Origin of the sequence: Propionivibrio dicarboxylicus (assembly GCF_900099695.1) — a bacterium.
In the GTDB taxonomy this organism is placed as follows: domain Bacteria; phylum Pseudomonadota; class Gammaproteobacteria; order Burkholderiales; family Rhodocyclaceae; genus Propionivibrio; species Propionivibrio dicarboxylicus.
Genome location: NZ_FNCY01000001.1, coordinates 425,071 through 444,612, shown reverse-complemented (window position 1 = coordinate 444,612; position 19,542 = coordinate 425,071). Strand labels below are relative to the sequence as shown.

Sequence of the window (19,542 nt, the reverse complement as noted above, 5' to 3'; positions counted from 1 at the left end):
TCTTAGAATTTGAAACCACGGTGGAGGGCGACGACGCCCAGGGTCAGGTTGAAATAGTCGACTTTTTCAAGACCGGCCGCTTCCATCATTGATTTCAGCGTGTCTTGGTCGGGGTGCATGCGAATCGATTCGGCAAGATAGCGGTAGCTGTCCTCGTCCTCGGTGACCCATTTGCCGATGCGCGGGATGACCTTGAACGAATAGAAGTCGTAGGCGGGTGCCAGCGGTTTCCAGACGCGCGAGAACTCCAGCACCAGCAGACGGCCGCCCGGGCGCAGTACGCGATACATCTCGGCGAGGGCGCGGTCTTTGTGCGTCATGTTGCGCAGCCCGAAAGCGACGGTGACGCAATCGAAGTAGTTGCTCGGAAATGGCAGCTTCTCGGCGTCGCATTGCGCCACGGGCAGCATGACGCCCTTGTCGCACAGCCGGTCGCGGCCATGCGTGAGCATGGCGTTGTTGATGTCGGTGAGCCAGACCTGGCCGGTCTTGCCGACTTTGCGCGCGAAGGCCAGCGAAAGATCGCCGGTGCCGCCGGCCACGTCGAGCACGCGCGAACCTTCGCGCACGCCGCTGCGGTCGATCGTGAACGTCTTCCAGAGCCGGTGCAGGCCGCCCGACATCAGGTCGTTCATGATGTCGTAGCGGTTGGCAACCGAGTCGAAAACCTGGGCGACGCGCCCGGCTTTCTCGGCTTCAGCGACTTGTTCGTAGCCGAAATGGGTGTTTTGGGTCATGGCGATTAGATGAGGGCCGAATGGCGGAAATCAAGCCTTGGCACCGCCGCATTTGGCGACGGGCTTGGCGGGAGGCGGCGGACACTGGGCCGGATCACGGCTGGCGCCGGCAGCGGCAAGCCGGTCGAGATAGTCTTGCCAGAGCGCGTCGCGACGCAGACAGAAGTCGTGGAGGATATCCCAGGAATAGAGGCCGCTGTCGTGTCCGTCGGAGAAAGTGGGTCGAATCGCGTAATTGCCGACGGGTTCGAGACCGACGATCTCGACGTCCTGTTTGCCAACTTGCAATACCTCCTGGCCGGGGCCGTGGCCCCGCACTTCCGCCGACGGCGAGAGCACGCGCAGGAACTCGTAGCTCAGTTCGTAGCGGACGCCGTCGAAGACGATGTCCATGCGGCGGGATTTCTGGTTCAGCGTTATTTCGCTCGGGATCGGGGTATCGGGACGCAGGCCGGCCATGACGATTCTTCAGAAAAATGACGCGCTATCATAGCGCAAGAAGCGTCGCACTCCGTTGCCGGTGTGCGACGCGATGGTGAGGGAGTGTACGCGAGCGTGCGAGGTCCGTTTCCGCCTAGAGAAGCACGCGCTCGATACCGCCCTGCTGTGCCTGGCGCAGATAGTTCTCCATCCAGTGCTCGCCAAGCCGCAGGCGCGCCAGTTCGACGACCATGAACTCGGCTTGTGTGCCGGCATCGTCCTCGTAACGCGACAGACCCTGCAGGCAGGAAGGACAGGAGGTCAGCATTTTCAGCGGACCGGCGAAGCCGTCGGTTCTCAATGCGGCGGCGCCCTGCTCGATCTCTTCCTGTTTGCGGAAGCGGACCTGCGTGGAGACGTCGGGGCGCGTCACGGCAAGCGTTCCGGATTCGCCGCAGCAGCGGTCGGAGAGCGTTACCGGCTGCCCCATCAGCGCGTTCGCGGCTTTGATGCCGGTCGTCGTGCGCATCGGCGCGTGGCAGGGCTCGTGGTAGAGGTAGCGCGCCCCCGAGTTGCCGTCGAGTTTGACGCCCTTCATCAGGAGATATTCGTGGATGTCGAGCAGCCTGCAGCCGGGGAAAATTTTCTCGAACTGGTATTTGAGCAGCTGATCCATGCAGGTGCCGCAGGACACGATCACCGTGTTGATGTCGAGGTAGTTGAGCGTGTTGGCGACGCGGTGGAAGAGCACGCGGTTGTCCGTGGTGATCTTCTGTCCCTGGTCGGCCTCACCAGCGGCGATCTGGGGATAGCCGCAACAGAGATAGCCCGGCGGCAGCACTGTCTGCGCGCCGATTTCGTACAGCAGCGCCTGGGTCGCCAGACCGACCGGTGAGAACAGGCGTTCGGCACCGCAACCGGGGAAATAGAAGACGGCGTCGCCGTCGTAATCGGCGGCACCGACTTTACGCGGGTCACGGATGACCGGCACGATCTTGTCGTCCTCGATGTCGAGCAGTGCCCGCGCCGTGCGTTTCGGCAGACCGGCCGGCATCGGCTTGTTGAGGAAGTGGATGACTTGCGTGCGCAGTGGCGGCTGGCCAACGGTTGCCGGTGGCAGCGCGGTCTGGTGCTGGAACAGGCCGAGCGGTTTGAGCAGGCGGTGCGCGAAGCGCTGGGCCGCGTAGCCCCAATCGACCATCAGCGTGCGCGTCAGGCGGATCGACGCGGCGTCCTTCATCGTCAGGAAGGCCATTGCTGCGGCCTTGGCCGGAACGAACTTTTTCTTGCCCTGCTCGCGCAGGAAATTGCGCATGCGGATCGAGACGTCGCCGAAGTCGATGTCGACCGGGCACGGTTTCACGCACTTGTGGCAGATCGTGCAATGGTCGGCGACGTCGTTGAATTCCTCGAAGTGGCGCAACGAGATGCCGCGTCGCGTTTGCTCTTCGTAGAGGAAGGCCTCGATCAGCAACGAGGCGGCGAGGATCTTGTTACGCGGCGAATAGAGCAGCGTCGCGCGCGGCACGTGCGTCGAGCAGACCGGCTTGCACTTGCCGCAGCGCAGGCAGTCCTTGACCATCGTCGCGATCGTGCCGATCTCGGATTGCTCCATGATCAGCGACTCGGTGCCGAGCAGCGAGAACGACGGCGTGTAGGCGCGCGACAGATCGGCGCCGTGCATCAGCTTGCCGCGGTTGAAGTGGCCGTCCGGGTCGATGCGCTGCTTGTAGGCGCGGAAGGGAGCGAGCTCCTCGTCGCTGAGGAATTCCAGCTTGGTAATGCCGATGCCATGTTCACCGGAAACGACACCGTCGAGCGCCCGGGCGAGCGCCATGATGCGAGCGACGGCGGCATTGGCCGTCTGCAGCATGGCATAGTCATCGGAATTGACGGGAATGTTGGTATGCACGTTGCCGTCGCCGGCGTGCATGTGCAGCGCGACGAAGACGCGGCTGCGGCGATTTTCGCGCTGGAGTCCGTCGATGCGTTCGAGCAGACGGCTGAACAGCTTGCCTTCGAAGATGGCTTCCAACTGCGGCTTGAGTTCGGTCTTCCAGGAGACGCGCAGCGAGTAATCCTGTAAGCGATGGAACAAGCGCGGGGCCGGCGCACGGTTGGTCAATGCCGTGGTAATGATGCCGTAGCGTTCGAACTGGCTCTCGGCATCGGTCAGTGGCAGGTCAAGACTGTCGAGCAGCCACTGCCAGCGCTCGCGTACGCCGGCAATCGCGTCAAGCGCCGCCTGCCGCTTGTCGCCAAGCAGCACGGTGTTGTCGAGGTTGGCGTCACCTTGGTGCAGCGGCAGGTCGTCGGCTTCGCCCTGCAGGAATTGCGTCAGGGCATCGCACAGCGCCAGCTTGTTGCGGATCGACAATTCGATGTTGATCCGCTCGACGCCGTCGCAGTACTCGCCCATGCGCGGCAGCGGTATGACAACGTCCTCGTTGAGTTTGAAGGCGTTGGTGTGGCGCGAGATAGCGGCAGTGCGGGATCGGTCGAGCCAGAATTTCTTGCGCGTGTCGGCATCGATGGCAATGAAGCCCTCGGCCGAACGCAGGTTGCACATGCGTACAACTTCAGAAGCTGCAGCCATCACGGCGGCTTCGTCGTGACCGACGATATCGCCGAGCAACACCATTTTCGGCCGGCCATGGCGCTTTGCCTTGGTGGCGTAGCCGATCGCCTTGACGTAGCGTTCGTCGAGGTGTTCGAGGCCGGCGAGTTGAACGCCGGCGCCATGACCGGCGCCGCCCGGCTTGAAATAGTCGGTGATCTCGACGATGGCCGGCACCGCTTCGCGCACCTGACCGAAAAACTCGAGACAGACGGTGCGCGTGACCGGAGGCATCGTGTGGAGTACCCAGCGCGCGGCGACGATCAGGCCATCGGTCCCCTCTTTCTGGACGCCGGGCAGGCCGGACAGGAATTTGTCGGTGACGTCCTTGCCGAGACCGGTCTTGCGGAAGCTCGCGCCGGGAATGTCGAGTAGTTCGGGTTCGCCGCGAAGAGTGACACCGTCATCGGCAAAACGGCGGATCTCGAAACGGACCCAGGGCTGGTCATGGATCTTGCCGAAATTGTGGCCGATGCGCGTGATTTCCATCCAGTGGCCGTCGACGTCGACCATGCGCCACCAGGCGAGGTTGTCGAGCGCAGTGCCCCAGAGGACGGCCTTTTTCCCGCCGGCGTTCATCGCGATGTTGCCGCCGACGCAGGACGCGTTGGCCGAGGTCGGGTCGACGGCGAAAACGACGCCGGCAGCGGCGGCGGCCTCGGCGACGCGGTCGGTGACCGCGCCGGCGCCGGTGCGCACGGTCGCATACGTTTGCGTGCAACCGGGGAGTTGCAGCATTTCGACTGGATCGATGCGTGTCAGCTTTTCGGTGTTGATGACCACTGAATTCGGTGTCAGCGGTACGGCGCTGCCGGTGTAGCCGGTGCCGCCCCCGCGCGGGATGATGGTCAGCCCGAGTTCGATGCAGCCCCGAACCAGCGCGGCGACCTCTTCTTCACGATCCGGGTAGAGCACGACGAAGGGGTATTCAACGCGCCAGTCGGTGGCGTCTGTCACGTGGGTGACGCGGGCCATGCCGTCGAAGGCGATGTTGTCTCGCCGCGTATGCGGCAAAAGCGTCTTGAGGACACGGGCGCGCAGCCGGGCGGTTTCTTCGAAGTGGCGCTCGAACACGTCGACCGCTTGGCTCGCTGCCTGGCACAGGGCGAGTACGGCGTCGTTGCCTTGCCGACGCTTGTCGATTTCGTTCAGGCGATGGCGCAGTGCGGCGACCAGCGCGTCACGCCGCTCACGGCTGGTGAGCAGATCGTCCTCAAGATAGGGATTACGCTGCACGACCCAGATGTCGCCGAGCACTTCGTAGAGCATTCGCGCCGATCGTCCGGTGACCCGTTGTGCGCGCAACTGATCGAGGATTGCCCAGTTGTCCGGACCGAGCAGTCGTATGACGATTTCCCGGTCGGAAAACGAGGTGTAGTTGTAGGGAATTTCCCTTAGGCGAGCGTTCATGGCGAATCAGGAGCCGACATCAAACAGTGATTTTAGCCCAGAAGCGTGGCGCTCCCCAGTCTCGCCCGGTGGCGCCTGTCGTTGGTCTGCGTTGCGCGTCCTGTGGAGGGCCCCCCCTTCGCATGACGCACGCCTTGCAGCCGTTCCGGCTCAGGGCGCAACGCAATCCAGCGGTTGATTGCGAACACCCCGTTGATATCGCGTCATTGAATCGGAGTGTTTACAAAGAAAAGAACAAGAAATGTGCGGAATAGTTCGCAGATTTCAGACGAATATTATGGAAATATATACGCCGAATTTGACGCCGGTACGTCTGGCCTTCACTCACTCAATCGGTTGAGGCGTCAGAATCAACGAGTGTTTGTCCCGCATTGTGGTTCGGCAGCTTAGCCATATTTCAAGGAAGCGGCGTTTTCACAATGTTGTCGAGAAGTCGCATGCGAGGGCTCCTTCATGCAGCGATTCATGATTGTCGACGATAGCTTGGCGGTTCGATCGATCATACGCCGAGCCATCACTTCCTGCGGCTACGCCGGAGAGGCCATTCATGCCGTATCGAGCGGTATGGAGGCCCTGTCTGCGGTCAATACGTTCCGGCCCGATCTGATTATTACCGATTGGCATATGCCGGGGTTGTCGGGCTTGGATTTCGTTCGTACGCTGCGCCGCGAGGGGCATGAAAGTGTCAAGGTCGGGATGGTAACCGCTGAAACCTCCGAGGCTTGTATGGTCGACGCGCGAAAGAACGGTATTGAGTTCATTCTGCACAAGCCATTCCGGGATGACGACCTGATGGCTCTGATCGTCAAATCGGTCGGTCATCCCGTTTCGGGTCGGGCGGGAGCACGGACAGCCCCTACGTCTGAGGTGGCTGCGATCGTTACGCTGGACGATGTGACGCGTTTGGTTAAGGCGGCCTTGCCGACACGGGAGTTTTCCCTGAAAAAGGTGGACGCAATTCACCCGGAATATCTGTCGGCGAAAGTTCTGGTCGGGTCGTACGCGAGAGTCGGAAAAAAATCGGTTGATGCCTTGTGCATTATGGATATGCCGTGCTTAACCCTGATGGCGGGGGCGAAGAAGGGCGGCGATGTCACGCTGGTGCAGGCAGCGTTATCAACCGAGGCGATGCGCGATGAGGTCTTGAGACCGGTCAGTCGTTTTCTCGAGAACGTCGCACCTCTATTTTCCTTGCGCGACAAGAAGCCATTGGTGTTGATTCGCTCGAACCTTGTCGAGCTCGACAAGGGGGGGCTGAAAAAGGCCTTGTTGTGCAATGTTGGCCTGCAAGTGTATGAGCTTGGCGTCCCGGGGGGCGGGCCTGGGCGTTTCGTTTTTCTCCAGTTGGTTTCCTGAGGACGCGCGATTGCCCGAATGGGTGCTTTTCTGGGGGCAAATGCTGATCACTACCGACAGGAATCAGCTAGCCGTAATCGTCGTGACGCTGGCGGCGGTGGCCATTACCGTGTATTCGGTGATGGCGTTTGGCAGAATTGCCCGATGTATCGAAGAAGGATACGCCCGGCAGGCTGAATTGGCCGCTGATTTGAGAGGCACAGAGGCCGTGCTCAACGCAAATTGCAGTCGCTTGGCGTCGGCAGTCGAGCGTTTGGAAAAAACGCAGAAAGATATCGAGGCCGGGCCGAAACAATCGGCCGGCAATAACCAGGATCCGGTGTCGGGGCTTTCGTCGTTCAGTCGCGTCGAGCTTGCTCGCTTGCTCGCGCAAAACACGGCGCTCGAGGCCTCCTTGAATGAAGCACAAAACAAGTTGAGAGCGAGCGACAAGCTGATTATCGAACTGCGTCGCCAGAAACTTGCGGCGGAAGAGGCCGAAGCGGTACTAGCGCGACTGCATGCGCAGAACCAGCGCCTGCTCACAAATTTACGCGATACGCGTCGTCGCTTGCGGGAGGCCGAGCAGAAATCCGAACCCGGTGGCGCTTTGCCAGTTGAGGGCGAGGCGTGTTCGGGAGAGCAGGAACGAACGCAGACGCATGAGCGCGTTGCGGAAAATCTGGCGCTGCGCGGACGTATCAAGGTGCTCGAGCTTGAAAGCAACCAGATGCGGGCGAAAATCGACGAGCGAGAAGAAGAATTGGCGCGTACCTTGCGTGAGAAAACCTTGATCGAGGAACGCTTTGTACAACGGGAGTTGTCCGAAGAATAGCGTCCTGGAAGGCACTTCGTGCGGAGGTTCCCGAAAGTCCGCTTCGGAGTGACGCGCCGGCAAGGATTTTCGGCTTCAGTCCCGTCGCGTCAGTCGTCGAGAATCCTGCGAACTACCATTGCATCGCGATGGCGATCAGCCAATACCGAGCGAACTTTCCGATCGCCATGAAAACGGCGCAGGGGCCGGCGCGCAGTCGCAACCAGCCGGCGGCGACACAGAGCGCATCGCCGATGATGGGTGTCCACGCGAGCAGCAGGATCGGTGCCCCCCAGGTGCTGACGCGTTCCTGCTGTGTCAGTGACTCGATCTTCTGCCATTTTGGCAGCCAGCGTCCGCACGCATAGGAGGTCATGCCACCGAGCGTATTGCCGAGGGTAGCGAGGAGCAAGGCCGGCCAGAGCTGCTCGGGGTGCAGCCTGAGCATGCCCGCCAGCACCAGTTCGGAACCGCCCGGAAGCAGCGTCGCGGCGAGAAAACTCGAGGCGAACAGACCCCACAGCCCGGCTTCGGCGCTGATGTTCAGCCAGTCCATGGGCAGGCTGCTAGAATCATGGGTCTTTCCGCTCGATCTGTGGTTTCCATGACTCCCGATTATCTCGAAAAAATCCTCAACGCGCAGGTTTACGACGTGGCGGTCGAATCCCCGCTTGATTTGGCACCCAATCTCTCGGCGCGTATCGGCAACACGCTGCTGATCAAGCGCGAGGATATGCAGCCGGTGTTCTCGTTCAAGTTGCGCGGCGCCTACAACAAGCTGGCCAGTCTGTCGTCCGAGCGGCTCAAGCGCGGTGTCATTTGCGCGTCGGCAGGCAACCATGCCCAGGGCGTGGCTTTGTCGGCGGCGAAGATCGGGTGTCGGGCGGTAATCGTCATGCCGACGACGACGCCGGCGATCAAGGTCGATGCGGTGCGTAGTCGCGGCGGCGAAGTGGTGCTGCACGGCGATTCCTTCGATGCCGCGTATGCCCATGCCAAGGAACTGGAAAAGCAGGAGAAGCTGACCTTTGTGCATCCTTTCGACGATCCCGACGTGATCGCCGGTCAGGGCACCATCGGCATGGAGATTCTGCGTCAGCATGGCAAGCCGATTCATGCCGTCTTCTGCGCCATCGGCGGCGGTGGTCTGATCGCCGGTGTAGCCGCCTACATCAAGCGCCTGCGTCCCGATATCCGCGTCATCGGTGTCGAAACGCATGATGCCGACGCCATGAAGCAATCACTGGCGGCGGGTAAGCGGGTACGCCTCGATCAGGTCGGCCTCTTTGCCGACGGGACTGCGGTGAAGTATGTCGGCGAAGAGACTTTCCGGCTCTGCCAGCAGTACGTCGATGAAGTCGTCCTGGTCGATACCGATGCTATTTGTGCGGCGATCAAGGATGTTTTCGAGGACACCCGTTCGATTCTCGAACCCTCGGGCGCGCTGGCCATTGCCGGCGCCAAGGCCTATGCGGCGGCGCATCGCCTGAAGGACAAGACGCTGGTGGCGGTGGCCTCCGGCGCCAACATGAATTTCGACCGCCTGCGTTTCGTCGCCGAACGTGCCGAGGTCGGCGAGCAGCGCGAAGCGGTGCTGGCAGTGACCTTGCCGGAAAAACCCGGCAGCTACAAGAAGTTCCTCTCGTTGATCGGTGCCCGCAACATCACCGAGTTCAACTACCGCTACAACGATCCCGACTCGGCCCATGTCTTCGTCGGCATCCAGGTGGCATCGCGTGCCGAGTCGCTCAAGCTGGTCGAGCAGTTGCGCAAGCACGGGTATGCGACACTCGATCTTACCGACGACGAAATGGCCAAGCTGCATATCCGGCATCTGGTCGGCGGCCACGCGCCGCAGGTCGATAACGAGATTCTTTACCGCTTCGAGTTCCCGGAGCGGCCGGGTGCCTTGATGCACTTCCTGTCGCAGATGAGCGCCGGCTGGAACATCAGCCTGTTCCACTACCGCAACCACGGCGCCGATACGGGGCGGGTCCTGGTCGGCATGCAGGTGCCGCCAGGCGACATGAAGGCTTTCCGCGCCTTCCTCAAGGACCTTGGGTACGCGCACTGGAACGAAACCGAGAATCCGGCGTGCCACCTGTTTCTCGGGCAATAGGACCGGAAACAGGTCCGGAATCGTGCCGACGCCACGGTCATGACGGCGTCGGATTGAATGGAATGAGGAGCGTTCAATGTCACTGAAGATCGCCAGCAATGTCACCGAACTGATCGGCAATACGCCGCTGGTCCGGCTGAACCGGATCGCCGCCGGGATCGACGGCACGATCGCCGTCAAACTCGAATTCTTCAATCCCGCGCACAGCGTCAAGGACCGCATCGCTGCGGCGATGCTCGATATAGCCGTCGCCGCTGGAAAGATCGGCCCTGACACCGTCGTGCTCGAACCGACCTCCGGCAACACCGGCATCGGCCTGGCGATGGTCTGCGCCGCGCGAGGGATCCGGTGCTGTTTCGTCATGCCCGAAACGATGAGCCGCGAGCGCCGTCTCCTGCTCAAGGCCTATGGCGCCGAACTGGTGCTGACGCCGGGGTCCGAGGGCATGGCCGGGGCCATCCGGCGGGCCGACGAAATGGCAGCGGCCGATCCGCGCTATTTCATTCCGCAGCAGTTTGAAAATCCTGCGAATCCGGCCATCCATCGGGCGACGACGGCCGAGGAAATCTGGCGCGATACCGACGGGCAGGTGGATATTTTTGTTGCCGGTGTCGGTACCGGTGGCACCTTGACCGGTGTCGGCGAGGTCCTCAAGGCGCGCAAGCCGGCGGTACGCGTGGTTGCCGTCGAGCCGGATGCCTCGGCGGTACTGTCGGGGGGCGAAAAGGGGCCGCATCCGATCCAGGGTATCGGCGCCGGTTTCGTGCCGGCGGTGCTGAACGTGTCGATTTTCGACGAGGTGGTACGGGTCAAGGCCGACGACGCGTTCGCGACGGCGCGCCGCATGGCGACCGAGGAAGGCATCCTCGTCGGGATTTCATCGGGCGCCGCCGTCTGGGCGGCGCTGCAGGTCGCCGGACGGGCCGAAAACGCCGGCAAATTGACGGTGGTGATGATTCCGTCGTTCGGCGAACGCTATCTGTCGACGGCCTTGTTTGCCAATTTGCAGGTGTGAGCGCCCGGCGGTGCACGCGTTCCTTTTGTCTTCAGCGCCGGTTTCATGCTTATATCGCGCTTTTGCTTTTTTTGTCGTTGATGGATGACTGTGTTTGATTTTGACCGCGTGATTGATCGTCGCCACGGCGACTCGCTCAAATGGAATCGCTACGGCGATCGGGATGTCCTGCCCTTGTGGGTGGCCGACATGGATTTTGCCGCGCCGCCGCCGGTGCTTGAGGCGCTGCAGCAACGCGTGGCGCATGGCGTGCTCGGCTACGCGAAGCCGGGACACGGTCTCGTCGAGGCGGCACTGGAACATCTGGCCGGTCATTACGCCTGGTCGGTCGATCCTGCCTGGATCGTCTGGCTGCCGGGGGTGGTGACGGGCTTGAGTCTGGCCTGTCGCGCCGTCGAGGGGGACGTGCTGACGGCCACGCCGGTCTATCCGCCGTTCCTGTCCGTACCCGGTGCGTCGGGACGCCCGCTGGTGACGGTGCCGCTGCAATTGGCGAATGGTCGCTGGGGCTGGGATTTTGCCGCGATGGAGGCGGCCTTGACGCCGTCCTCGCGGCTCTTGCTGCTCTGCCACCCGCACAATCCGGTCGGCCGCGTCTGGGATGTTGCCGAGCTTGCCGCGCTCGCCGAGTTCTGCGAGCGCCACGATCTCTTCGTCTGTTCCGACGAGATCCATTGTGATCTGATCCTCGATGAGGACTACCGCCATCAGCCGCTGGCATTGGCTCAACCGGGATTGGCGGCGCGCTGCATCACGTTGATGGCGCCGTCGAAGACCTACAACATTCCCGGCCTCGCCTGCGCTTTCGCCGTCATCGCCGATCCCGCCTTGCGTCGCCGTTTTACCGACGCCATGCGCGGTATCGTTCCTGACGTCAATGTGCTCGGCCTCGCTGGAGCTGAAGCCGCCTTCCGTCATGGCGAGCCGTGGCGCCGGGAAGTGCTCGCCGTCCTGCGCCGCAATCGCGACCGCGTGCAAGCTGCCGTGGACGCGATGCCGGGCTTGTCGATGACGCCGGTCGAAGCGACGTATCTTGCCTGGATCGATGCGCGCGGGCTGGGGCTTGCCGACCCGGCGCTGCATTTCGAGCAGGCCGGTGTCGGTCTGTCGAGCGGTGTCGATTTCGGCAATCCCGGCTGGGTTCGCTTGAATTTCGCCTGTCCCGCCTCGACGCTCGATCTGGCGCTCGAACGAATGCGTGGCGCCTGCGCCTGTTCGGCGTGAAGCAGGTGGAGCGGCGCTCGGTTTCGACGATTTGGCGCCGGACTGCAGTGCTGGTGGTGGGCTTGGGGCTGGTCGGCGGGACCTGGGTGGCGTCGGCGCTCGATCTTTTCTCGGCGGAATGGGATGTCCGGATCGCATCGATGCCGATGGCCTTGAATCCGCCCTGGGGGGCGATCGCCGCGCTGTTGCTGGCGAGTGCCCTGGCTTTTTATCTGCGCCGCCTGCGCTTGAATAATGCCGATGCCAAGGCGCTGACCATCCGCGAGGACCTCGAAAGACATCGCCGTATCGAGGACTGGGCCAGCAAGCTGTTCCAGGCGCTCGACCAGAATCCCGCGACGATTTTCATTACAGATGCCGAGGGACGTTTCGAGTACGTCAACGACAGCTTTTCGCAGACGACCGGGTATGTCCGGGAAAAAGTGCTGGGGCAGACGATGGCCTTGCTGTCGCCGTCAGACGATGCATCGGCACCTTATGCCGCCATGTGGGCCGCAGCGCGTCGTGGCGAAGTCTGGAAAGGCGAGGCGCAGACGCGGCGAAGCGATGGGACGCTGTTTTGGGAGCGCGTGCTTTTTTCGCCGCTCAAGGATCGTGACGGACACATCACCCATTTCGTCGCGATCAAGGAGGATATTTCCGAACTTCGATCGGTGATGTCGCGCTTGCAGGAAAGCGAAGGTCGTTTCCGCGCGGCGACGGCTGCGATGGTCGAGGGATTGGTCGTCATTGGTGCCGACGGGCGCATTCTCTTCGCCAATCCGGCGGCCGAAGCGTTCCTGGCGTGTCCGCCCGGTGGGCTTGTCGACGTGCGTGCCGCCGAAGTCCGCATTGATCGCTTGCGTGAGGACGGTACGCTGTATGCGCCGGAGGACTATCCGTTGACGCGATCCCTGCGCGACCAGTGCGAGCTGCGTGGCTTGGTGTTCGGTCTGCGCGACGCACAGGGCGATGTGCGCTGGCTCGAATTCAATTCCTCGCTGTTGCGGATGGAAGCGGACGGCGCGCCGGGACTGGTCGCGACTTTCACCGACATTACGGAACGGCGCAAGACCGAAGCGCAGTTGCGTCTGGCGTTCGAGGCGATCCGCCAGAGCGGCGAAGGCATCCTGATGACCGATGCGCGCCACATCATCCTGTCGGTCAACCCGGCGTTCGAAGTCAAGACCGGCTACGCCGCCGACGAGGTGCTTGGCAAGACGCCGGCATTCCTCGCCTCGGGCCGCAACGATGCCGATTTCTATCGTGAGATGCAGGCGCGCATCGAGGAGACCGGGGCCTGGCAGGGCGAAATCTGGAATCAGCGCAAGAACGGCGAAGCCTATCCGGAATGGCTCAATGTTTCCGGCGTCCGCGACAACGACGGACCGCCCGGCAATTACGTCTACATTTATTCGGACATGACCGAGCGGGTCGAGGCGCAACAGCGTATCGAAATGTTGGCGCATCACGATCCCCTGACCGGTCTGCCCAATCGCGTGCTCCTGCGCGACCGCGTCGAGCAGGCGATGGCCCAGGCGAACCGCTTGCAGAGCCGCGTTGCGCTGATGTTTCTCGATCTCGATCGTTTCAAGACGATCAACGATTCGCTCGGTCATCCGGTCGGCGACGAGTTGCTCAAGGAAGCGGTCAATCGGCTCAAACGCTGTGTGCGCGAGTCAGACACGATCAGTCGCCAGGGCGGCGACGAATTCATGATCGTGCTCAACGACGTGCGCGACGGCGATGCCGTCTCACGCGTCGCCGAACAGATCCAGCAGCAGATGCGTGAACCCGTCGATATCGAAGGACACCGGCTCAGTACCTCGTTCTCGATCGGCGTTTCGATCTTTCCCGATGACGGACAGGACTTCGATACCCTGCTCAAGAAGGCCGACACGGCGATGTATCACGCCAAGGAGGCCGGTCGCAACGGCCACCGGTTCTTCACCGAACAGATGAATCGCCGCGTCGTCGAGCACCTGACGATGGAGACGCAGCTGCGCCGGGCGCTGGAGAACAACGAGTTCGTGCTGCATTACCAGCCACAGATGGATCTCGGCGAGGGCACGATCGTCGGTGTCGAGGCCTTGATTCGCTGGAACAGCCGCGAGCATGGACTGGTGTCGCCGGCCCGTTTCATTCCGGTGGCCGAGGAGTCGGGGTTGATCGTGCCGATCGGCGCCTGGGTGTTGCGCGAGGCCTGCCGCCAGGCGCGCGAATGGCAAGTCGCCGGCATCGATCCCTTTGTCATGGCAGTCAACCTGTCGGCGGTGCAATTCCGTCATCATGACCTGATCAACAGCGTCATCAATGCCTTGGTGCTGTCCGATCTCGATTCGCAGTGGCTGGAACTCGAACTGACCGAATCGATCCTGATCCAGGATGCCGAGGCGACGCTCGAGGCGATTCGCCGGCTCAAGTCACTCGGCATAAAGCTGTCGGTCGACGATTTCGGCACCGGCTATTCCAGCCTTACCTATCTCAAGCGTTTTTCGGTCGACAAGCTGAAAATCGACCAGTCCTTCGTGCGCGACCTGGCACGCGATCCGGAAGACGCGGCGATCGTTCGGGCGATCATTCAGATGGCGCACAGCCTGCGCTTGCGGACCATCGCCGAGGGCGTCGAAACCGAGGAGCTGGCGAGTCTCCTGCGCGTTTTCCACTGCGACGAGATCCAGGGCTACTGGCTGGCCAGGCCGATGCCGGCGCGCGAAATGGAGGATTTCCTGCGCTCGCATCAGACGCGCAGTGTCGCCGGTCGGCAGGGCGTGCTGCTCTAGCGACGCCCGATCCGCGTCAGAAGCGGTTGGCCTGGATGTAGTCCTTGCCGCCGGTCAGGTAGTCGACGAGGTTGGTGACGGCGCGTACCGCCTGGCGCTCGACGCTTTCGGCCGTGCGGCTGCCGATGTGTGGCGTGATCAGGATCGAATCGACCGACAGGAACGGATGATCGGTGGCGATCGGCTCTTCGTCGAGTACGTCGGTGGCATAGCCGGCGAGCTGGCCGCTGCGGCAGGCTGCGACGATGTCGGTTTCGACGACGAGTCCACCGCGCGCCGTGTTGATCAGCGTTGCGCCCGGTTTCATCGTCGCCAGGGTGCGCGCGTTGATGAAGCCGCGCGTCGCGTCGGAAAGCCCCATGTGCAGCGAGACGGTATCGGCGACGGGCAGCACGGCATCGGCGCTGTCGGCGCGGACGATGTCATATTGACGGGCGAACTCTTCCGGCCAGTGCGGGCTATAGGCGACGCAGCGCATGTCGAAAGCGCGGGCACGCTTGACGACTTCCTGCCCGATACGACCGAGGCCGAGAATGCCGAGCGTCTTGCCGGCCAGTTCGTGTCCGGTCTTGCGTGTCCAGCGTCCATTCTTGACGGCATTGGCATGGCCGACGAAATCCTTGGCGAGTGCGATCATCAGACCGATGGCATGTTCGGCGACGGTGGTGTGGTTGACGCCGGGGGTGTAGAGCACGGGAATTCTGCGCGTGGTGGCATGGGCGACATCGATCGAGTCCAGACCAATGCCATATTTGGCGATGACCTTGAGCGAATCGCCGGCGGCGTCAATGACGGCGCGGGTGATGCGGTCGTCGCCGTTGAGGAGTCCGTCGAAGGGGCCGTGTTCGGCGAGCAGCGCAAGCATCTGCCCTTCGTTGAGCGGTCCGCGCGCGCGGACGACGTCGAAACCGCTGCGGTCGAGCAGCGCGTGGTGGGCGCCGGGCGTGTCCTGGAAGCTGGTAGTAGTGAGCAGGATTTTCATGGTGATGGTCGGGGCGATTTTGGGTCAATGCTATACTCATCGTACCATGCGGCGTCGATGCCGCCGTGCTACCGGACCGGAATGCAGTACCAGGCGATGGCTTGTCGGAACGTAGCCGTATTACAGTGAGTCACAGAGGGTCAGATAAGGGACGCAGCAATGCAGATGGCTTGCCCGATCGTTTATATCATCGACGACGACGACATTATTCTCTGGATGTTCCAGGAATTCCTGCAGGGCATCGGCGCGGAGATCCGTACCTTTTCGTCGGCGCGTCAGTTTCTCGATGCTTATCGTCCCGGCCCCCATGAATGCCTCGTCTGCGACCTGCGCATGCCGGAAATGGGCGGGTTGGAGGTGCAACGCCTGTTGCTCGAAAGCGGCAGTCACCTGCCGATCATCCTGGTCTCGGGCTATCCCGAAGTGCATTCGGCGGTCGAGGCAATCAAGAAAGGCGCCTTCGATTTTCTCGAGAAGCCGGTCAACGGTGGCTTGCTCGTCGAGAAGGTGCAGAGCGCGCTGGCGCGTTGCCGCCAGATGCATGCCGAAAAGCTGGTGCGGCAGACGCGCGAGGCCCGCCTGGCCTTGCTGACGCCGAAGGAACGCCAGATCGCCGAACTCGTCGTCGACGGGAAATCGAGCCCGAAAATCGCCGAGGCGCTCGACATCAGCGTGCGCACGGTCGAGAACCACCGCGCCCGGCTGATGGAAAAGTTGCACGTCGAATCGACGATCGAACTCGTCAAACTGTTTCTCTGACGCGACGCCTGTCGCGCCCGGCGTGGGTAGTTTCCCCCTTCCCGTCTGAGTAGTTCCACTCTCCCGCATCCCCTTGTCCAGGAGAACAATCCCGGGCCATAAAGCAGCGAAAGAAACAGGGCGGGAAAACAGTCATTCCGATCGTCATGAGCCGCGACGAAACGTCGGCGACGAAACGTCGGCGACGACGGTCGTTATCAGCCGGATGCATTTTTCGTTCTCCTTTCGCGTCGTTTTAGCAGGTTGCCGGATTGTCCGGCGGCCGGGTTTTCGAACCATTACTCCCTCTGAAAGGACGAACGATGCAAGCACGAGTCTCCAAACGGACCTTCCTCTCCCTCGCTCTCGCGACGGCGCTCGCCTGCGCCTTCGGCTCGGCCAATGCTGCCGACATCAAGGAGCGCACCGCCAAGTTCCCGATCGTCAATCCGATCGACCACCCGCAAGGCCTCGGCGCGCAGAAGTTCGTCGAAGTCGTCGAGAAGAAGAGCGGCGGCAAGATCAAGATCAAGATCCACGCCAGCGGCGCGCTCGGCGGCGAGCAGCAGGTCGCGGCGGCGATGCAGGGCGGTACGGTCGAAATCTCGATGATGTCGCCGGCACAGCTCGTCGGCACGATCAAGGAATTCGTCGTGCTCGATTTCCCCTTCGTTTTCGCCAACGAAAAGCAAGCCGACGCCGTGCTCGACGGCCCGTTCGGCAAGAAGCTGATGGACCTCATGCCGGCCAAGGGCTGGGTCGGTCTCGGCTTCATGGAGCAAGGCTATCGCAGCATCAGCAACAGCAAGCGGCCGATCAACAAGCTCGAGGATATCAAGGGCCTCAAGCTGCGCACGATCCTGAACCCGCTCTACGTCGACATGCTCAATGCGCTTGGCGCCAATGCCGTGCCGATGCCTTTCCCCGAGGTCTATACGGCGCTTGAAACGAAGACCATCGACGGTCAGGAAAACCCCGAGACTTCGGTCGATGCAAGCAAGCTCTACGAAGTCCAGAAGTACTTCAGCGCCGACCGCCACATCTACAACCCGCAGATGCTGATGGTCAGCAAGAAGTTCTGGGACAGCCTGTCGGCCGACGAGAAGAAGATCTTCGAAGAGGCGCTGGTCGAAGCGCGTGACGTGCAGCGCAAGGCCGCCCGTGCGATGACCGAGAAGTCGCGCAAGGTGCTGATCGAGCATGGCATGCAGCTCAACGAAATCGCGCCGGCAGAAATCGCCCGCATGAAGGAAGTCGTCAAGCCGGTGACCGAGAAGTATGCCGCCCAGCTTGATCCGGCGCTGGTCAAGGCCTTCTACGCCGAACTCGACAAGGTCAAGAACCTGAAGTAATCCCCGTCACGGGGTTGGCGGTTCCGGCTTCGTGCCCGGAACCGCCCCGCAATGCCGGCTTCGCAGCGTCATGCGCACATTCCAGCGGCCGGCTGTTTCCTGCAAGAAAATTTCCCGAGCATAGCGATGAAAGCAATCGAGAAAGTCGTGATGCACACCATGAACACGATTATCGTGGTGTGTCTGGCGCTGATGGCCATCATGGTCTTCAGCAACGTGATCCTGCGTTTCGTGTTCAATTCCGGTTTCACCATGACGGAAGAATTGGCACGCTTTGTCTTCCTGTGGCTGATCTTCATCGGTTCGGTCGTGGCCATGAAGGAAGGCGCCCACCTCGGCGTCGATTCGCTGGTCTCCCGCCTGCCGCGCGCCGGCAAGATCTTCTGCGCTGTCGCCAGCAATGCCATCATCCTGTGGCTGTGCTACCTGTTCTTCGTCGGCAGCTGGGTCCAGACCGTCGTCGGCATGGGGACCAAGATGCCCGCCTCTGGAATTCCCATGTCATTCCACTACGGCACCGGCCTGGTGATGAGCGTCGGCGTCGGCATCATCGTTCTCGGCAACACCTGGCGGGTGATCACCGGCAAGGCGTCGGATGCCGATCTGATCCAGGTCAAGGAATCCGAGGATTCCGTCGAGGAAGCCCATTGCGATGCGGATACGTCCGCGCCGAAAGGCAAATGAATCGCGCCGCATCGACGGCTGATAAGAACTGAACCGGAGTAATTCACATGGTAGTCACCGTATTCCTGATCTCGCTGCTCGGCGCCATGGCGCTCGGTATGCCGATCGCCTTCGCCCTGATGACCTGCGGCCTCGCGTTGATGCTGCACATGGACATGTTCGACGCGCAACTGATCGCCCAGAACACCATCGACGGCGCCGACAATTTCGTGCTGATGGCGGTCCCCTTCTTCATGTTGGCCGGCGAGTTCATGACCGCCGGCGGTTTGTCGCGGCGCATCGTCAATCTGGCGCTGGCACTCGTCGGTCATATTCGTGGCGGCCTCGGTTATGTCGCCATCGTTGCGGCGATCATCATGGCCAGCTTGTCGGGTTCCGCCGCGGCCGATACCGCTGCCGTCGGCGCCCTGCTCCTGCCGATGATGCGTGACGCCGGTTACAACGTGCCGCGTTCGGCCGGCCTCATCGCGTCGAGCGGCATCATCGCACCGATGATTCCGCCGAGTATTCCATTCGTCATGTTCGGCGTCGTCGCGCAGTTGTCGATCACCAAGCTGTTCATGGCCGGTATCGTGCCGGGCCTGATGATGGGCATCAGCATCGGTCTCGCCTGGCTGTGGGTGATCCGCAAGGACAAGCTCGAACCGGCGCCGCGCAAGAGCGCTGCCGAAGTCTGGAAGGCCGTGATCGACGGCATCTGGGCGCTGATCATGCCGGCGATCATCCTTGGCGGTCTCAAGACCGGCGTGTTCACGCCGACCGAGGCAGGTGTCGTGGCTGCGTTCTACGCGCTCTTCGTCGGCATGTTCATCTACAAGGAAATCAAGTTCTCGCAGCTTTATCAGCTGCTCCTCAATGCCGGCAAGATCACCGCGGTCGTCATGCTGCTTGTCGGCGCGGCGATGGTGTCGTCATGGCTGATTACGGTCGCCGACCTGCCCGGCCAGCTCGCCGCGATGCTTGAGCCGTTCATGGGCAACAAGATCATGCTGATGGTCATCGTCATGTTGCTGGTCGTCGTCGTCGGTACGGCGATGGACCTGACCCCGACGATCCTGATCCTGACGCCAGTGCTGATGCCGGTGATCAAGCAGGCAGGGATCGACCCGATCTATTTCGGCGTCATTTTCATCATGAACAACGCCATTGGTCTGATCACGCCGCCGGTCGGTACGACGCTCAATGTCATCTGCGGTGTCGGCAAGGTCAAGATGGACGACGTCATCGTCGGCGTCATGCCCTTCATGATTGCCGAACTGATCGTGCTGACGCTGCTGACGCTGTTCCCGTCCCTGGTGCTGGTGCCGATGCGCTGGTTCCTGTAGTAGCGAAG

General features: G+C 61.9%; 15 protein-coding genes. 10 read left to right on the top strand and 5 right to left on the bottom strand.

Going from position 1 to position 19,542, the window contains the following annotated elements; translation table 11 throughout:
- Positions 1-2: 2 nt before the first annotated feature.
- The 3 genes from ubiE to BLR25_RS02130 form a co-directional block, all read right to left on the bottom strand.
- A complete protein-coding gene (ubiE, locus tag BLR25_RS02140; RefSeq protein ID WP_091932611.1) occupies positions 3-737 on the bottom strand; it encodes a bifunctional demethylmenaquinone methyltransferase/2-methoxy-6-polyprenyl-1,4-benzoquinol methylase UbiE in 735 nt (244 codons plus the stop codon).
- Positions 738-767: 30 nt separating this feature from the next.
- The gene (locus tag BLR25_RS02135; protein WP_091932609.1) at positions 768-1,196 is read right to left on the bottom strand and encodes a gamma-butyrobetaine hydroxylase family protein; all 429 of its coding nucleotides are present in this window, start codon (positions 1,194-1,196) and stop codon (positions 768-770) included.
- A gap of 115 nt (positions 1,197-1,311) precedes the next feature.
- Positions 1,312-5,184, bottom strand: a complete 3,873-nt coding sequence (locus BLR25_RS02130; RefSeq protein WP_091932606.1) for a DUF3683 domain-containing protein — start codon at positions 5,182-5,184, stop codon at positions 1,312-1,314.
- A 465-nt stretch (positions 5,185-5,649) separates the two neighbouring features.
- Between BLR25_RS02130 and BLR25_RS02125 the strand changes: the two genes are divergently transcribed.
- Complete coding sequence (locus BLR25_RS02125; RefSeq protein ID WP_176785715.1) at positions 5,650-6,540, top strand: response regulator; 891 nt, start codon at positions 5,650-5,652, stop codon at positions 6,538-6,540.
- Positions 6,541-6,580: 40 nt separating this feature from the next.
- Complete coding sequence (locus BLR25_RS02120) at positions 6,581-7,354, top strand: coiled-coil domain-containing protein (RefSeq protein ID WP_143009738.1); 774 nt, start codon at positions 6,581-6,583, stop codon at positions 7,352-7,354.
- A gap of 112 nt (positions 7,355-7,466) precedes the next feature.
- Here BLR25_RS02120 and BLR25_RS02115 read toward each other — a convergent pair whose 3' ends face one another.
- Positions 7,467-7,889, bottom strand: coding sequence for a YqaA family protein (locus tag BLR25_RS02115; protein ID WP_091932598.1), 423 nt, complete (start codon positions 7,887-7,889; stop codon positions 7,467-7,469).
- A gap of 48 nt (positions 7,890-7,937) precedes the next feature.
- Here BLR25_RS02115 and ilvA point away from each other — a divergent pair, with 48 nt between their 5' ends.
- The 4 genes from ilvA to BLR25_RS02095 all read left to right on the top strand — a co-directional run bounded on the left by ilvA (position 7,938) and on the right by BLR25_RS02095 (position 14,453).
- Positions 7,938-9,452 (top strand): threonine ammonia-lyase, biosynthetic, encoded by a 1,515-nt coding sequence (ilvA, locus tag BLR25_RS02110; RefSeq protein WP_176785714.1) that lies wholly within the window; start codon positions 7,938-7,940, stop codon positions 9,450-9,452.
- A gap of 76 nt (positions 9,453-9,528) precedes the next feature.
- Positions 9,529-10,467 (top strand): cysteine synthase A, encoded by a 939-nt coding sequence (gene cysK / locus BLR25_RS02105; RefSeq protein ID WP_281245553.1) that lies wholly within the window; start codon positions 9,529-9,531, stop codon positions 10,465-10,467.
- 84 nt (positions 10,468-10,551) lie between these two features.
- Entirely contained in the window at positions 10,552-11,691 is a 1,140-nt protein-coding gene (locus tag BLR25_RS02100; protein ID WP_091932588.1) for a MalY/PatB family protein, read from the top strand.
- A 47-nt stretch (positions 11,692-11,738) separates the two neighbouring features.
- Positions 11,739-14,453: a sensor domain-containing protein gene (locus tag BLR25_RS02095; protein ID WP_091932583.1), complete on the top strand. Its 2,715-nt coding sequence runs from the start codon at positions 11,739-11,741 to the stop codon at positions 14,451-14,453.
- Between the two features lie 16 nt (positions 14,454-14,469).
- Here the strand turns inward: BLR25_RS02095 and BLR25_RS02090 are convergent, their stop codons facing one another.
- The gene (locus BLR25_RS02090) at positions 14,470-15,435 is read right to left on the bottom strand and encodes a phosphoglycerate dehydrogenase (protein ID WP_091932582.1); all 966 of its coding nucleotides are present in this window, start codon (positions 15,433-15,435) and stop codon (positions 14,470-14,472) included.
- A gap of 159 nt (positions 15,436-15,594) precedes the next feature.
- Here BLR25_RS02090 and BLR25_RS02085 point away from each other — a divergent pair, with 159 nt between their 5' ends.
- The 4 genes from BLR25_RS02085 (at position 15,595) to BLR25_RS02070 (ending at position 19,534) form a co-directional block, all read left to right on the top strand.
- Entirely contained in the window at positions 15,595-16,194 is a 600-nt protein-coding gene (locus BLR25_RS02085; RefSeq protein WP_091932580.1) for a response regulator transcription factor, read from the top strand.
- A 302-nt stretch (positions 16,195-16,496) separates the two neighbouring features.
- Entirely contained in the window at positions 16,497-17,525 is a 1,029-nt protein-coding gene (locus BLR25_RS02080) for a DctP family TRAP transporter solute-binding subunit (RefSeq protein WP_091932577.1), read from the top strand.
- Between the two features lie 159 nt (positions 17,526-17,684).
- Positions 17,685-18,209, top strand: coding sequence for a TRAP transporter small permease (locus BLR25_RS02075; RefSeq protein ID WP_176785713.1), 525 nt, complete (start codon positions 17,685-17,687; stop codon positions 18,207-18,209).
- 47 nt (positions 18,210-18,256) lie between these two features.
- A complete protein-coding gene (locus BLR25_RS02070; protein ID WP_091932575.1) occupies positions 18,257-19,534 on the top strand; it encodes a TRAP transporter large permease subunit in 1,278 nt (425 codons plus the stop codon).
- The last annotated feature ends 8 nt before the right edge of the window (positions 19,535-19,542 follow it).